14 protein-coding genes are annotated in these 14,795 nt (G+C 35.3%); 12 read left to right on the top strand and 2 right to left on the bottom strand.

The window, feature by feature from the left end; genetic code table 11:
• Window positions 1-262 precede the first annotated feature (262 nt).
• The 3 genes from DFR78_RS01990 (at window position 263) to DFR78_RS01980 (ending at window position 4,210) form a co-directional block, all read left to right on the top strand.
• Entirely contained in the window at window positions 263-2,062 is a 1,800-nt protein-coding gene (locus tag DFR78_RS01990) for an aldehyde ferredoxin oxidoreductase family protein (RefSeq protein ID WP_114457165.1), read from the top strand.
• A gap of 17 nt (window positions 2,063-2,079) precedes the next feature.
• On the top strand, window positions 2,080-3,369 hold the full coding sequence (locus DFR78_RS01985; protein WP_114457164.1) for an NAD(P)/FAD-dependent oxidoreductase: 1,290 nt from the start codon (window positions 2,080-2,082) through the stop codon (window positions 3,367-3,369).
• A gap of 184 nt (window positions 3,370-3,553) precedes the next feature.
• On the top strand, window positions 3,554-4,210 hold the full coding sequence (locus DFR78_RS01980; RefSeq protein ID WP_114457163.1) for an MgtC/SapB family protein: 657 nt from the start codon (window positions 3,554-3,556) through the stop codon (window positions 4,208-4,210).
• A 59-nt stretch (window positions 4,211-4,269) separates the two neighbouring features.
• Here the strand turns inward: DFR78_RS01980 and DFR78_RS01975 are convergent, their stop codons facing one another.
• Window positions 4,270-5,076, bottom strand: a complete 807-nt coding sequence (locus DFR78_RS01975; protein WP_114457162.1) for a histidinol-phosphatase HisJ family protein — start codon at window positions 5,074-5,076, stop codon at window positions 4,270-4,272.
• Window positions 5,077-5,354: 278 nt separating this feature from the next.
• Between DFR78_RS01975 and hisZ the strand changes: the two genes are divergently transcribed.
• The 9 genes from hisZ (at window position 5,355) to hisIE (ending at window position 13,193) form a co-directional block, all read left to right on the top strand.
• Complete coding sequence (gene hisZ, locus DFR78_RS01970) at window positions 5,355-6,620, top strand: ATP phosphoribosyltransferase regulatory subunit (RefSeq protein ID WP_114457161.1); 1,266 nt, start codon at window positions 5,355-5,357, stop codon at window positions 6,618-6,620.
• Window positions 6,620-7,261, top strand: coding sequence for an ATP phosphoribosyltransferase (gene hisG, locus DFR78_RS01965; RefSeq protein ID WP_114457160.1), 642 nt, complete (start codon window positions 6,620-6,622; stop codon window positions 7,259-7,261). The genes hisZ and hisG overlap by 1 nt, the downstream gene beginning before the upstream one ends.
• On the top strand, window positions 7,254-8,555 hold the full coding sequence (gene hisD, locus DFR78_RS01960; protein WP_114457159.1) for a histidinol dehydrogenase: 1,302 nt from the start codon (window positions 7,254-7,256) through the stop codon (window positions 8,553-8,555). Before hisG ends, hisD begins: the two co-directional genes overlap by 8 nt.
• A 50-nt stretch (window positions 8,556-8,605) precedes the next feature.
• Complete coding sequence (hisC, locus tag DFR78_RS01955) at window positions 8,606-9,745, top strand: histidinol-phosphate transaminase (RefSeq protein ID WP_114457158.1); 1,140 nt, start codon at window positions 8,606-8,608, stop codon at window positions 9,743-9,745.
• A complete protein-coding gene (hisB, locus tag DFR78_RS01950; protein ID WP_114457157.1) occupies window positions 9,738-10,325 on the top strand; it encodes an imidazoleglycerol-phosphate dehydratase HisB in 588 nt (195 codons plus the stop codon). Before hisC ends, hisB begins: the two co-directional genes overlap by 8 nt.
• Window positions 10,325-10,930 (top strand): imidazole glycerol phosphate synthase subunit HisH, encoded by a 606-nt coding sequence (gene hisH, locus DFR78_RS01945; RefSeq protein ID WP_114457156.1) that lies wholly within the window; start codon window positions 10,325-10,327, stop codon window positions 10,928-10,930. Before hisB ends, hisH begins: the two co-directional genes overlap by 1 nt.
• Window positions 10,931-11,659, top strand: coding sequence for a 1-(5-phosphoribosyl)-5-[(5-phosphoribosylamino)methylideneamino]imidazole-4-carboxamide isomerase (gene hisA, locus DFR78_RS01940; protein ID WP_114457155.1), 729 nt, complete (start codon window positions 10,931-10,933; stop codon window positions 11,657-11,659). It abuts the gene before it with no gap.
• On the top strand, window positions 11,652-12,419 hold the full coding sequence (gene hisF / locus DFR78_RS01935) for an imidazole glycerol phosphate synthase subunit HisF (protein WP_114457154.1): 768 nt from the start codon (window positions 11,652-11,654) through the stop codon (window positions 12,417-12,419). Before hisA ends, hisF begins: the two co-directional genes overlap by 8 nt.
• Window positions 12,420-12,506: 87 nt before the next feature.
• A complete protein-coding gene (gene hisIE / locus DFR78_RS01930) occupies window positions 12,507-13,193 on the top strand; it encodes a bifunctional phosphoribosyl-AMP cyclohydrolase/phosphoribosyl-ATP diphosphatase HisIE (protein WP_114457153.1) in 687 nt (228 codons plus the stop codon).
• 52 nt (window positions 13,194-13,245) lie between these two features.
• Here the strand turns inward: hisIE and DFR78_RS01925 are convergent, their stop codons facing one another.
• A complete protein-coding gene (locus tag DFR78_RS01925; protein WP_114457152.1) occupies window positions 13,246-14,601 on the bottom strand; it encodes a radical SAM protein in 1,356 nt (451 codons plus the stop codon).
• Window positions 14,602-14,795: the final 194 nt, after the last annotated feature.

Here is a 14,795-nt window from a genome sequence, read left to right as displayed (position 1 = left end):
AATACAAAAGGCAAGTTAGAGGATATACTGTTGGGCTAACAGGATTTTAAGCCTGTGGAGATGGTGGGTTACCACTTCTAAGAAGCAGGAATCCTCGTGGGCTTGCCCCGAGGAGGGTCAATTATGTAAGGGTGAACCTGCCTGTGTTGACATCTGTTCTGCTGGTGCACTGAGCTATGAAGAAACAGATGAATTTGACACAGCAAGAAGCAGGAGTGCTGCTGAAGAAATCAGAAAAGTTTTAAAAGGGGGGCAGCTATAAATGAAAGGCTATACAGGAAAATTTTTGCGAATTGACCTTACTCATGGAAATGTAAAAGAAGAAAAATTAAATCCAAAATTAGCAAAGAATTATATAGGAGCAAGAGGTCTTGCGGTAAAATACTTTTATGATGAAGTAGCTGCTGATATAGACCCGCTTAGTCCGGAAAATAAACTCTTTTTAGCAACCGGTCCACTAACAGGAACAATGGCTAATGCTGGAGGAAGATTGGATGTCGTAACAAAAGGACCTCTAACAGGTGGGATTACTGGATCAAATACTGGCGGTTACTGGGGCGCAGAGCTAAAATATGCAGGTTATGATATGCTTGTATTTGAAGGTAAAGCTGATAAACCTGTCTATGTTTGGATTGATAATGGAGAAGTGGAAATACGTGATGCATCACACCTCTGGGGTAAAAACACATATGAAACAGATACTAAGTTAAGAGAGGAAACACATAAAGAAGCCCGTGTTCTGAATATTGGCCCGGCTGGAGAAAATCAGGTGTTATTTTCTAATATAATGAATGACCGCGACAGGGCGGCCGGCCGGACCGGTGTTGGTGCTGTTATGGGTTCGAAAAATCTTAAAGCTGTTGTTGTGAGAGGTAAAAAAGGCATACAGGTAGATAATAAAGAAAAGTTTATGGAAACAGCTTTTGAGGTCAAGAAAAAAATAAATGAACAGGGTTTAACAGGTGAAGGACTTGCTGCTTTAGGAACTGCCAGTCTTGTAAATGTAATCAATGAGAACGGGAATTTACCGACAAGAAATTTCCGGGAAAGTATGTTCGAAAATGCAGATAAAGTCAGTGGAGAAACCCTTGCTGAAAATCTCTTGATTAAAAATAAAGCCTGTTTTGGGTGTGCAATCGCATGTGGTCGAGTAACAGAAGTACCATCTGGAAAGTATAAAGGTAAAGGAGAAGGTCCTGAATACGAAACTCTATGGGCATTTGGACCTGACTGTGGTATAGATAATCTGGAAGCTATAACAAAGGCCAGTTATTTATGTAATGATTTAGGTATTGATACAATTACAATGGGAACAACTATTGCCTGTGCTATGGACATGCAGGAAGATGGGATTCTCAGCAGAGAAGAAACCGGCCTTGATTTAGAATTTGGAAATGAGGATGTAATTATTGAAGCAACAAAACTGACTGCTGAAAAGAAAGGATTTGGCGAAAAATTAGCCAGAGGTTCATATCGCCTGGCTGAAGAATATGGAGTTCCAGAATATTCTATGACCAGTAAAAAACAGGAGTACCCTGCCTATGATCCAAGAGGAAGCCAGGGAATGGGGCTTGAATATGCTACTTCCAATAGAGGTGGCTGTCATGTCAGAGGGTATATGACTTCTCCTGAAGTTCTCGGCCTTCCACAGAAGCTGGATCCTGAGACAACTGAGGATAAAGCTTTCTGGACAAAAACATTTCAGGATCTAACTGCAGCAGTAGATTCTGCCGGCTTATGTCTATTTAATACATTTGCCATTGGTGGAGATGAAGTATACAGACTGCTGAATTATGCTACAGGTTTTGATTATACAGAAGAGGAACTCATGAAAGCTGGAGAAAGAATCTGGAATCTGGAGCGCCTCTTCAATTATAAAGCAGGTATTACTAAAGAAGATGATACTCTAAATCCACGTCTGCTGAATGTTCCTATTAAATCAGGTCCAAGAGCAGGCAATGTGGTTAAACTTGATGAGATGCTGACAGAGTATTATCAGCTGCGCGGCTGGAATGAAAAGGGTATACCATCAGAAGAGAAAAAAGATGAACTGAAATTATAGCAAAATGGGGGTAAATTATGAAATATGTAATTATAGGCAGCAGTGCCGCCGGACTAAGTGCACTGGAAACTATCCGCAAATATGATACACATTCTAATATTACAATTGTTACAGCAGATAGTGCCCGCCCCCATTCAAGAATTTTAACCAGCTATCTTATTGGTGATCAAATTGCGGAGGAAAATATTTTCCTCCGCTCTCCTGACTATTTTGATGAGATGGGAGTAGAGGTGCTGGACCGCTGTAGAGCAGAAGAAATTAATTCTGATAAAAAGGAATTAATTCTTTCTTCTGGAGAAAAAATAAGTTATGATAAGCTGTTGATAGCAACTGGAAGCAGTCCTAAAATGCCTGATTATAATGGAAAAGAACTTAAGGGTGTTTTTAACCTCCGTGATTATGGTGATGTAATTAAAATAAAGAGTTATCTGAATGATGTTAGGGTAGAACACTGCTTTATCCTTGGTGGTGGTCTGGTTGGTATGAAGGCTACAGAAGCATTTTATAATCTCAATAAAAAGGTAACAATAATTATTCGTTCCCCTCAGGTCCTATCACAGATGCTTGATCCAGAGGCCGCTTTTCTGGTGGAGAAATATCTTAAAAGTAAAGGAATTAACATAATGACAGGTGAGTCTCCAGCAGAAATAATCGGAAATGAACATGTAAAGCAGATAAAACTCCAGAGCGGCAAAACTCTAACAGGAGAACTGGTTCTGGTGGGTAAAGGGGTAAGACCCAATACTGATTTTGTAAATGGCGAAGTTGAACTCAACAAATATGGGGAAATTATTGTTGATCAAAAGATGCAGACAGGCACTGAAAACATTTTTGCTGCCGGTGATGTTGTTTCTGCTCCTGATTTTCTGGAAGACGGAAATTCTGCTTATGCAATCTGGCCCGATGCGATTTGGCAGGGTAAAACAGCAGCCAAAAATATGCTGAATATTGAAAGCAGCTATGAAGGTGGACTTAATTTGAATGCTCTTAAGATAATTGATCTTTTATTTTATGCTGTTGGAAAAGTCCAGCTGAATGATGAAGAAAAAGAAAAATATAATGTTTATGTCAGAAATGAACCTGGAAAGGGTATTTACCGCAAATTAGTATTTTCGGGTCACAGGCTGATAGGAGCAATTACTATTGGTCAGACAGATGATATAGGTGTTCTTTATCTGCTGATTAAAAAGCAGATAGAAATAGAAAATAGAGCAAAACACATATTAAAACATGGTATAAACTATGCTGAACTTATGAAGGAAAAAGTTTTATTAAAAACAGCAAATTTTGAACTGACAATTGTGTAAAATAGATTAAAAATAAATGTAGAGCACAGAGAAGCTCCCTGGTGGGGGTTTCTTTTTTGCTTTTTACATAAATATGGATTTTATCTGCAGTTGAAAAAGAATGCAGGAAACAAATTATTTTTAGAGAAGAAATAAATAATATAGTGAGAAGTGAATAGTGAGAAGTGAGAAGAGAGGTGAAAAAATGGTTTCAGAAAAAAATATAGTAATTAATTTGATAATGGCCTTAATGTTGAGTGGAGTAATTGGATCTGAAAGAGAAAGACATGATCGACCTGCCGGATTGAGAACACATATTTTGGTTGGTGTAGGTGCTACAATTATTATGATGATTTCTTTAAGTATGCATAGAATACATGTGGAAAATGATGCAGGAAGAATAGCTGCTCAGGTAGTTAGTGGAGTTGGTTTTTTAGGTGCTGGAACGATTATAAAAGAGGGGTTTTCTGTTAAAGGTTTAACTACAGCAGCAAGTTTGTGGGCTACAGCGGCAATTGGTCTTGCAATTGGCGGAAATTATTATTTTTTGGCCTTAATGACAACTTTACTTGTAATAATAACCTTATATTTATTAAATAGATTTGAATTCAGCAAAGACGGTAAAAAGGATAAGCTAATTAAATGCAAAGCCAAAAATAGCGATAATCTTCTCTGTAACATAAATAAAATTATTCAGGAAAACAGTGTTATTATCAAAGATATTGATGTAGAAAGAAATTTTGATTCACAGCAGCTTATAGTAAAGTTAAATTTAAAATATAAAGATAATAAAAACATTATTAATACTGCTGATCAGCTGATGCAGCTGGATGATATAATGGAGATTAATATTGGAAAATGAGCATATAGTAAAAAGGATTAAAAAGACTCTTCCTCTGTAAGTTTGAGGCAGAGTCTTTTTCATATTTTATAAAAATCAGGCTTGCCTTCCGTAAAAGTAGTCAGTGTTTCAAAACCAATTTCTTTTAATTTTTCAGCTGTTTCTTCAAATTTATATCCAATCTGTTCAGCATAATGGCTGTCAGAACCAAGAGTTAGTATTTTGCCTCCCAGTTCATAATATAGTTCTAAAATACTCCAGCTAGGCATAGGATTTTGTCCATCTTCAAGATGATAGCCTGAAGTGTTAACCTCAAGCCCTTTACCATTTTTAATAAGTATTTTTAAAATTTCTTCAATCAATTCAGCTGCAGTTTTATTTTCCATCAAATCTGGACTGCTGTTAAAATTTCCATATCTTCTTACTAAATCAAAATGTCCGATAACATTAAAATTATTATAATTTTTTACAACATCTAGAACTGTCTTTAGATATTGTATATAAGCTTCCCACTGCTCATAGCCTCTGAAGAAATCGCCTCTATAAAGGTCAGCTTTTTCTACTGTATGGAATGAACCAATAATAAAATCAAAATCATCAGCAAGATAATTATCACACTCCTCAAAAATGTGGAGCTGTAATCCCATTTCTATTCCTTTTTTAATTTTTAAATTTCCAGCAAATTTGTGCTGGTATTTTTCCAGTTCATTCAGATAGCTTTCTTTATCCAAAATAAATTCAATTGTATCATCCATGTAATCTATATCGAGATGATCTGTAACAGCTATTTCCCTTATTTCTTTACTAACAGCAGTCCTGCAGATAGTATCTAAATCAAGTTTTGAGTCTGCAGAAAATTGAGAATGCAGATGGTAGTCAGCAAGCATAAATTTCCTCCTTATTTAGTGTAGATATTTTTGATTATAAATATCTGACTATTACTATTTATAAATATAATAGCATAATCTATAAATAAATGAAATTAATTTTATAAATTAGTTTTTTGAACTGAGGGTATATGTTTTTCCGGCTGCAGATGAAAAAATAAATAAAAAATAAAATAATTGCTCAAATAACTTGACAGCAGGCAGAATAATAACTATAATAAATACAATACTTTAATACTTTACTATGATAAAGAGATAAAACAAGGGGGATAATATAGATGAGTACATTTGTAGAAGGAGTAAGAGATATTTTGCCGGCAGAATTAAGAAAAAGAAGAACTATATATCAAATAATAAGAGAAGTTTTTGAATCCAGCGGCTACAGAGAGGTAATAACTCCAACTTTGGAATCTCTGGAACTTTATGCTGGGATAGAAGGTCTGGTGGATAAAGATGAGATGTTTAAGGTTGTTGATGATAGAGGTCAGATACTTGTTTTAAGACCTGATCTAACAATGCCTATTGCGAGACTGGCAGCAAGCCGTTTTCAGAACAGTCCTCGCCCCCTAAAATTTTCTTATTTAAGTTCAGCTTTTCAGTCAAAAAATTCACAGAGTTTAAGTTTAAAAGAAAAAACTCAGGCTGGTGTTGAGCTTATCGGTTCAGATAATTTAGAATCTGATTTAGAAATGATTTTGCTCTTGATCAAAACAATGGAAAAAGTCGGTGTGGAGGAACCTCTGGTTGATATTGGTCATGCCGATTTAATCAATGAAATTTTCTCTGATCTAAAAATTAATGAGGAAGCCAAGAAAGAGCTCAGGAAACTTCTGGCGGCTAAAAATAAAATTGGAATAAAAAACTATATTAAAAAAATAGATCTGGCAGATAATACAGCAGAAATTTTACTGAGGCTGCCTTCATTATTTGGTAATCCTCAGCAGGTTATTAAAGAATTAAATAAAATGCCTCTGTCAGCTGAGACAGGTCAGGTTTTGAAAACTCTAGAAAAGTTATTTAATAAGCTGACAGAATTTGATAGTTTAAAGTATATTACTTTTGATCCGATGCTTATATCACGTCACGGTTATTATACCGGATTAATATTTAAAGGTTATGCCAGAGGATACAGCAATCTTCTTGCAAGTGGAGGCCGTTATGATAATTTAACCGAAAAATTTGGAGTTGAAGAAGCCGCCGTTGGTTTTGCACTTGAGATTGAGAATTTGCTTGATTTTTTGAATAGAACAGGAAATTTTAATGAAGATCCTGTACAGAGATTTTTGCTGTCCTATGAAAAAAAAGAAGATTTTAAATTTGCTTATTTGCTGGCTGAAGATTTGAGAGAAGCAGGATTTGCTGCAGAAGTCTACAATGGTGCAGATAAAGAGTATATTGACTTTCAGCAAATAGACTTTGAAATTTATATAAAAGAAAAATGTCTGGAGCTTAAGCAGACTGGTGGAGAAATAGCTGTACTCAAAAGAAATAGAAAAGAAGCACTTGAATATCTAATTTTAAATAAAATTGAGGAGTGGGAATGATGGGAAATCTCTGTATTGCCATGGCCAAAGGAAGGCTGGCTAAAGAAGCAGTCAAACTTTTTCGCCAGGCAGGATATAACATGCCTGATAATATGCTTAAATCACGCAAGTTAATTTTTGAAATAGAAAGTGAAAAATTAGAAATTATACTTGTTAAACCTGCAGATGTACCAATTTATGTTGAATATGGTACTGCTGATCTGGGTATTGTTGGTAAAGATACTCTTCTGGAAGAAAATCGTGATCTTTATGAAGTGCTTGATTTAGAATATGGTGTCTGTGAATTTGCTCTGGCTGGTCTGCCTGACCGCAAAGATACTCTGCTTGAGCGTAAAGTAGCAACTAAATATCCAGATTTTACCCGGCGCTTTTTTCGCAGCCGAGGTGAACCGGTTGAGATAATTAAGCTGAATGGTTCAATTGAACTTGCACCTCTGACAGGTCTTGCTGATACAATTCTGGATATTGTAGAGACTGGTAGAACTTTAAAAGAAAATGGTCTGGTAATTTATGAAAGTATCAGGGATCTATCTGCCCGACTGGTGGTAAATAAGGTGAGTATGAAGACCAGACAAAATGAAATTACAGCTATTATTGAAGCTTTAGATAAAGTTGTTAATGGAGATGATGGAAATGCTTAAAATAAAAAAAATAAAAGAAGGACGCAAAAATGTTGAGAAAATAAAAGAGCTGCTGGAAAACCGTGCTGATGATAATCTGTCTCAATATAGAGAAATAGTGGGAGAAATTATTAAGGATGTTAAAGATAAAGGAGATAAAGCAGTTTTAGAATATACAGCTCGCTTTGATAAAGTAAAATTTACAGCAGAAGATATGGAAATAGATAGAGAAGAAATAGAAGAGGCTTTTAAAGAAGTGGATGCTGATTTTAAAAAAGCACTTAAAAATGCTGCAGCAAATATAGAAGACTTTCATGCTGAACAAAAAGATAGATCCTGGCAAAAGCAAAAAAAGACAGGAATTATTACAGGTCAGATCTGCCGCCCCCTAAAAAGGGCAGGTGTCTATGTGCCGGGAGGTAGAGCAGCCTACCCTTCTTCTGTTTTAATGACAGTTATACCGGCAAAAGTAGCTGGTGTTGAAGAAATTATTATGCTTACTCCACCTGATGAAAACGGACAGGTGAATCCAGTAATTCTAGCAGCAGCAGAAATTGCAGGAGTTGATAGGATTTTTAAAGCTGGTGGTGCTCAGGCGGTTGCAGCGGCAGCATATGGGACTGATACTGTGCCTGGAGTTGATATAATTGTTGGACCGGGTAATATCTATGTTTCAATGGCTAAAGAATTGGTCTTTGGTCAGGTGAAAATTGATATGATAGCCGGTCCCAGTGAAATTTTGATTATGGCAGAAAAAGAGTCTAATCCTGCCTATATTGCAGCAGATCTGATGAGTCAGGCTGAACATGATCCGCTGGCAGCTGCAATTCTGGTTACGGATTCTCAATCACTGACTGCAGAAGTAGAAGAAGAATTAGAAAAGCAGATTAAAAATATGAGAAAAAAGGAAATTATTAAAGAATCTCTGGAAAATTATGGGCTGATAATAGAAGTTGAAGATCAGAAAGAAGCAGTTGAGATAATAAATCTGATTGCTCCTGAACACTTAGAACTGGCAGTAAAGAATCCTTTTGAAATTCTGACGTTGGTGGAAAATGCTGGATCGATTTTTTTAGGTGAATATACTCCAGAACCTGTTGGTGACTATTATGCCGGTCCCAATCATGTTCTGCCGACAAATTCAACAGCCAGATTTTTTTCACCTTTATCTGTTAGAGATTTTGTTAAATATTCGGGGTTTGCTTACTACAGCAGAGAAGCTCTGGAAAAAGCATCTGCTGATATTATATGTCTGGCAGAGGGTGAAGGACTTGATGCACATGCTAATTCAATTCGTATTAGAAAAGACAGTTAAGTATATTTATAAATTAAATTCGAAAACAGTAAAATTAGAAGGAGGAAATAATGAGCAGTAATAATTATAATAAAAAAGAAAAAATTTTTAAAAATTTTCTTAGACCTGAAGTGAAAGCTATTTCTCCATATATGGGAGAAAAAGATAGTTTTAAGGTAAAAATTGATTTATCAGGTAATGAGTCACCTTTTGACCTGCCTCAACAGATTAAAGATAAATTCAAAGAAAAATTTGATAAGCTTAATATAAATAGGTACCCTGAACTTTATTCTGACAGCCTGCGCGAAAAAATATCAATTTTTTTACAGCATAATACTGGTATCAATGTAAAATCTGAAGAGATAATAGCAGGAAATGGATCAGATGATCTGCTTGAGCTAATTGTAAGAACTTTTGTTGATAAAGGTGATTATGTTCTCTCACCGGCTCCAACATTTTCTATGTACAGATATTTTACTGAAGTAAATGGTGGTAAATATGTTGATCTACCTCTTATAGAAAAAAAATTTACTTTTAAAAATATTAAAACAGAAATCGATAAATACAATCCCAAGCTGATTTTTTTCTGTTCTCCAAACAATCCAACCGGTGAGATTTTAGACAGGGAGATCGTGCTGAAAACTGCAGAATATTATAAAGGTCCGGTAATAATTGATGAGGCCTATGCAGAATTCAGTAGAAATAATTTTATGCTTGAGGTTAAAAAATTTTCTAATATTGCTGTATGCAGGACTTTTTCTAAAGCATATGGGATGGCAGGAGTAAGGCTTGGCTATATGTTTGCAGATCGAATTATTACACAAGAGGTGGAAAAAGTTCTAAAACCCTATAATCTCAATATAATGACAGATGTACTGGGACGTATTATTCTCAAAAATAATGATATAATCAAAGAACGTATTAAATATATAGTAGCAGAAAGGGACAGACTATTTAAAAAGCTTTCACAGTTTGACGGGTGGAAAGTCTATAATACAGAAGCTAATTTTGTTTATATTGAAGGAGAAAAAACTAAAGATTTTAAAAATATTTTAAATCAGAATGGGGTAAAAATAAGATCATATAATACAGAACCGGCGGCAATCAGAATAACTGCCGGCAGCAGTAAAGAAAATGATGTTGTTCTAAAATTATTTAAAGAACTAAAAAGAACCAAAAAATGTCGATTGAGAGGTGAAAAAGATGTCTGAAAATAGAAAAGCAGTTATAAGGCGTAAGACATCTGAAACAAATATAAAGATAAGTATAAATCTTGATGGAAGTGGGAAGTGCAGTATAGATACCGGTGTTGCATTTTTTGATCATATGCTGGATCAGTTAGCAAGACATGGGAGTTTTGATCTGAGTATTTTGGCAGATGGAGATCTAGAAATTGATGCACACCATATGGTTGAAGATACGGGGATTGCTCTGGGCCAGGCTTTTGCTGATGCACTTGCTGATAAAAAAGGAATTAGCCGCTTCAGCAGTGTATTGGTTCCACTGGATGAATCACTTGTGAGAACCACTGTAGATATTAGCGGTCGTTCTTTTCTTTATACAGATCTTTCTTTCAGCAGAGAAATGGTTGGAGATTTCCCTTCAGAATTGGTTGTGGAATTTTTAAGAGCGTTTTCTTATAATGCTGGAATTACTGTTCATGTGGAACTAATGCATGGAGAAAACTGCCATCATCAGATTGAGGCAGTCTTTAAGTCACTGGCCAGAGCTCTGAAGATGGCGGTAAAAATAGAGTCAGATCAAATTCCGTCTACAAAGGGTGTGCTTTAATGATTGCAATTATTGATTATGGTGCCGGTAATTTAAATAGTATACAAAAAGCACTTGAATATATCGGTCAAAAAACTGTTATAATAAATAGTGCAGAAAAAGAAGATGTAGATAAATATAATGGACTAGTGCTTCCTGGTGTTGGTGCATTTCCAGGGGCAATGGGAAGGCTAAAAAACAATAATTTCCTACCATTTATTAGAGAATTTGTGGATAGCGGAAAACCATTTTTGGGAATCTGTCTTGGTATGCAGCTGCTTTTTGAATGGGGATATGAAGATAAAAAAACACCAGGACTTGGTCTGCTCAGCGGTGAAGTGGTAAGAATTAGCAGTGATTATAAAATTCCACATATGGGGTGGAATCAGCTTAAAATATTAAAGGATGATCCTTTATTTGCCGATCTTCCGGAAAATCCTCATTTTTATTTTGTTCATTCATATCAGCTGTCAGAACTTACTGATGATACTGAAGCAGTGGTTGAGTATGGTGTGGAGATTCCGGCTGTTGTGCGAAAAAAAAATATAATTGGACTTCAGTTTCATCCGGAAAAAAGTGGAGATAATGGGATACAGATGCTTAAAAATTTTGGGGAGATGTTATAGATGATAATTCTGCCAGCAGTTGATTTGCAGAATGGAGAGGTAGTTAGATTGAAACAGGGAAATTTTGATAGAAAAACTGTCTACAGCAGCAGTCCTGTAAAAACTGCAAAAATGTTTGCTTGCCGAGGTACAGAATGGATTCATATTGTTGATCTTGATGGTGCCTGTGCAGGAGAGAGCAAAAATTTAAATGTTATTCGAGATATTTCGGAAAAAACCGAGCTTAAGATTCAGGCTGGTGGTGGGGTCAGATCAAAGGAAGATGTAAAAAGGCTGCTTGAACTGGGTGTGGATAGAGTGATCATTGGTACACTGGCAGTTAAAAATTTGGAACTGCTGCAGGAGATAATTGCTTTATTTGGAGGAGAAAATATACTGGTAAGTATTGATGCTCGTGGTGGGAAAGTTGCCAGTTCTGGTTGGCTGGAAGATAGTAAGATAGATATGCTGGATTTTGCTGTACAGATGGAATCTTTGGGTGTTAAATACATACTATATACTGATATTTCCAGAGATGGAATGCTGGCTGGCCCTGATTTTGAAGGACTTAAAAAAATTAAGTCCAGGACAGAGCTGAATATTATTGCATCTGGTGGTATAAGCTCTGAACGTGATTTAATTAAACTTGCTGAATATGGATTTTATGGAGCTATTACAGGACAGGCGGTTTACCAGGGGAAAATTGATCTAAAAAAAATTTTTGCAGAAATAGGTGATATTAATGCTTAAAAAAAGAATAATTCCGTGTCTGGATATAAAAGATGGCAGGGTTGTTAAAGGGGTCAACTTTGTGGATTTGATAGATGCTGGTGATCCTGTTGAATCAGCCAGAAAATATAATCAGCTTGGTGCAGATGAACTTGTTTTTCTTGATATTACAGCTACCAAAGAAAAAAGAAAAACACTGACAGAACTTGTAGAAAAAGTTGCAGCAGAAGTATTTATACCTCTTACGGTTGGTGGAGGGATAAAAAATGTAGAAGATATGCAGCTTATTTTAAGAGCCGGTGCTGACAAAGTATCATTAAATTCAGCTGCAGTAAAAAGTCCTAATTTAGTTAGTAAAGGAGCCCAAATTTTTGGCTCTCAGTGTATTGTGGGGGCGGTTGATGCAGCCAAAAAGAAGTCAGGAAAAGGATGGGAAATTTTTATTCGTGGAGGAAGTAAAAAAACAGGAATAGATTTACTTAAATGGGTTAAAGAATTGGAAGAACTTGGAGCTGGAGAAATTCTGCTCACAAGTATTAATACAGATGGAACCAGAGATGGTTTTGATATAGAAATGCTCAAAGCAGTAACAGAAGCAGTAAATGTACCTGTAATTGCTTCTGGTGGAGCAGGTAGTATTCAGCATTTTATAGAAGTTTTTGAAAACACTGGAGTTGATGCAGCTCTGGCAGCTTCTATATTTCATTTTGGAGAAATAGCAATTAAAGATGTAAAAAAAGAACTTGATAAATCCGGTATTCCAGTTAGAATTGAAGATTAAAATAATAATTCATAATTTATATATGGTGTAAGGGAAATTATAATCTATCGGTCAGTTCTTTAAAACTGCTCGAAGGAGGGTTAGTAAATGCTGAAAAAATCTAAAAAAATAGAAAAAATTAATTTTAAATATAATGAAAAAGGACTTATGCCTGCTGTTGTTCAGGATTATCGGACAAAGGAAGTGTTGATGGTTGCTTATGTTAATGAAGAATCTCTCAAGATGAGTTTAAAAATGGGAGAAACTGTTTTTTACAGCCGCTCCCGTCAGGAACTGTGGCACAAGGGCGAAATTTCTGGTAATACACAGGAAATAAAGGAAATTTTTTATGACTGTGATCAGGATACAATTTTATTTATGGTTGATGCGGCTGGACCTGCCTGTCATACAGGGGAAAATTCCTGCTTTTATCGTAAAATTTCTAATGAAGCTGAGTCCGGAAAAAAACCGAAAAATAAGCAGGCAGAACAAAATACAGATTTAGAATTTGAAACAGAAAAAATAGTCGATTTTCTTTACCAGCTAATTTTAGACCGTAAAGAGGAAATGCCGGAAGGATCCTACACTTCCTATCTTTTTGAAGAAGGGCTAGATAAAATTTTAAAGAAAGTGGGAGAAGAAGCGGCTGAAGTAATTATTGCAGCAAAAAATGAACCAGATGAAGAGCTGATATATGAGTCAGCCGATCTTATTTATCATATGCTTGTTCTGCTGGCTGTAAAGCAAATATCTATAGATATGATAAGAAAAGAATTAAAGAAAAGACATAAGTAGAAATAAAGAATTAATGGTACCAGGTACCAACTGAGGTACCAACTGGTACCAACTATTTATTATTCATCCTTTCTTTATTAATATCTTTAGAACTTTTATGCCATTTAGCTGATAGATCGTCAAGAAAATCAGCTGTCTCATCTTTTAAGATTTCATCTGCTCCATCATGTGTAGGCACAGCACCTGACTCTTCTACTATATCCCTTAAAGCTTTAGGATTATCAATAATCGGACAGGGACACATTAAATTATTGGTAAAAGGCTGTTTCTTTTGAAAGGATTTAAAAAGAGGGTTCTGCAGCGCTTCTTTTAATGATTTTTCTTTTATATTATCTACTGCAAAATGAACAAATGCACAGGGCTCAACTTCTCCTTTAGCATTAATATGAAAATACCTTCTTCCCCCAGCAATACAGCCCTGGACATATGTGCCGTCATTCCAAAAATCCATAATAAATATTTCTTTTTTCTTCCTTAGTTCACTTCCTCTTCGAGCCAGATATACTCTCTGCTCAGGAGTAATCATCATATCAAGATTAGGGTTTCTACCTATTGGAATATAATGAAATAACCACATGTAAAGAGCACCCTTTTTGGATAAATGATCAATAAATTCATCGGAAAAAAGTTCATCCACATTATTTTTAGTTGCAGTTACACTTGCCCCAAAAATGATTCCCCTCTCACGCAGACGATCCATAGCATCCATAATTTTATCATAAGTACCTTCACCGCGGCGTTTGTCAGTTTCTTCTCTAAATCCTTCCAGACTAATAGCTGGTGTAACATTTCCTACTTCAAGCATTCTATCAGCAAATTCATCATCAATAAGTGTACCATTAGTATACATCATAAAGCCCACATCATCATGTTTTTCAAGAATGTCAAAAAGCTGAGGATAAACTGTCGGCTCACCCCCTGAAAGAACTATAAAGTAAATTCCCATTTCTTTAGCCTCAGTAATTATTCTATCAATTGTAGCAAAATCAAGACTATCACTTTTATTATATTTGCCAGCCCAACATCCTTCACAATTCAAATTACAGGCACTAGTCGGATCAATTAGTATTGCCCAGGGTACATCTACTCCTAGCTCTTCAGAAAGTTCATACTGATATGGTATGCCAAAAATAGCTGAATTAACTAAAAAATTCATTAAAAATCCATTTTTATAAGAGGGTGCAATATTATTAATTTTTTTAAGATATTTTTTTATTAAAGGAGTTGTTTTATAGTTCTCTTTGATGATCTTAATAGCTTTTTTGTGATTATCCCTTCTAACTAATTTTTCTCCAATATTTAGAATCTGCAAAAAATTTTCATCAGGATCCTTTTCCAAATATTTTAAAGCCTGTTTGATCATCTTATCAGCTGCATACTTTTTTGCCAGTTTAAAATCAATACTCATATTAACTCCTCCTTTTGTGTTATTCTAAATTTTCTCTTTACTACTTGTTAATCTTGTTAAACCGCAGTTTTTAATTTTTCTTTAGATTAGATCTGTCATTTTTAAGAGAAAAGAAATATTCTTTTCCCGTTCTCCTGGAAATCTCCTATCCAAAAGTAATATCATAATAAGCAGTGCATAGACGCCGCGTTTTC

This window comes from Halanaerobium sp. MA284_MarDTE_T2 (assembly GCF_003337245.1).
In the GTDB taxonomy this organism is placed as follows: Bacteria; Bacillota; Halanaerobiia; order Halanaerobiales; family Halanaerobiaceae; genus QPJE01.
Note: the sequence above shows the minus strand (reverse complement) of the source record. Positions and strands in the feature narration are given on the sequence as shown.

Bases quoted from the DNA above. Each gene is read 5' to 3' on its own strand.
- DFR78_RS01975 (WP_114457162.1), bottom strand. From the start codon at position 5,076: ATGCTTGCTGACTACCATCTGCATTCTCAATTTTCTGCAGACTCAAAA.
- hisA (WP_114457155.1), top strand. From the start codon at position 10,931: ATGATAATTCTGCCAGCAGTTGATTTGCAGAATGGAGAGGTAGTTAGA.
- hisIE (WP_114457153.1), top strand. From the start codon at position 12,507: ATGCTGAAAAAATCTAAAAAAATAGAAAAAATTAATTTTAAATATAAT.
- DFR78_RS01985 (WP_114457164.1), top strand. From the start codon at position 2,080: ATGAAATATGTAATTATAGGCAGCAGTGCCGCCGGACTAAGTGCACTG.
- hisC (WP_114457158.1), top strand. From the start codon at position 8,606: ATGAGCAGTAATAATTATAATAAAAAAGAAAAAATTTTTAAAAATTTT.
- hisF (WP_114457154.1), top strand. From the start codon at position 11,652: ATGCTTAAAAAAAGAATAATTCCGTGTCTGGATATAAAAGATGGCAGG.
- DFR78_RS01990 (WP_114457165.1), top strand. From the start codon at position 263: ATGAAAGGCTATACAGGAAAATTTTTGCGAATTGACCTTACTCATGGA.
- hisZ (WP_114457161.1), top strand. From the start codon at position 5,355: ATGAGTACATTTGTAGAAGGAGTAAGAGATATTTTGCCGGCAGAATTA.
- hisH (WP_114457156.1), top strand. From the start codon at position 10,325: ATGATTGCAATTATTGATTATGGTGCCGGTAATTTAAATAGTATACAA.
- hisG (WP_114457160.1), top strand. From the start codon at position 6,620: ATGGGAAATCTCTGTATTGCCATGGCCAAAGGAAGGCTGGCTAAAGAA.
- DFR78_RS01925 (WP_114457152.1), bottom strand. From the start codon at position 14,601: ATGAGTATTGATTTTAAACTGGCAAAAAAGTATGCAGCTGATAAGATG.
- DFR78_RS01980 (WP_114457163.1), top strand. From the start codon at position 3,554: ATGGTTTCAGAAAAAAATATAGTAATTAATTTGATAATGGCCTTAATG.
- hisD (WP_114457159.1), top strand. From the start codon at position 7,254: ATGCTTAAAATAAAAAAAATAAAAGAAGGACGCAAAAATGTTGAGAAA.
- hisB (WP_114457157.1), top strand. From the start codon at position 9,738: ATGTCTGAAAATAGAAAAGCAGTTATAAGGCGTAAGACATCTGAAACA.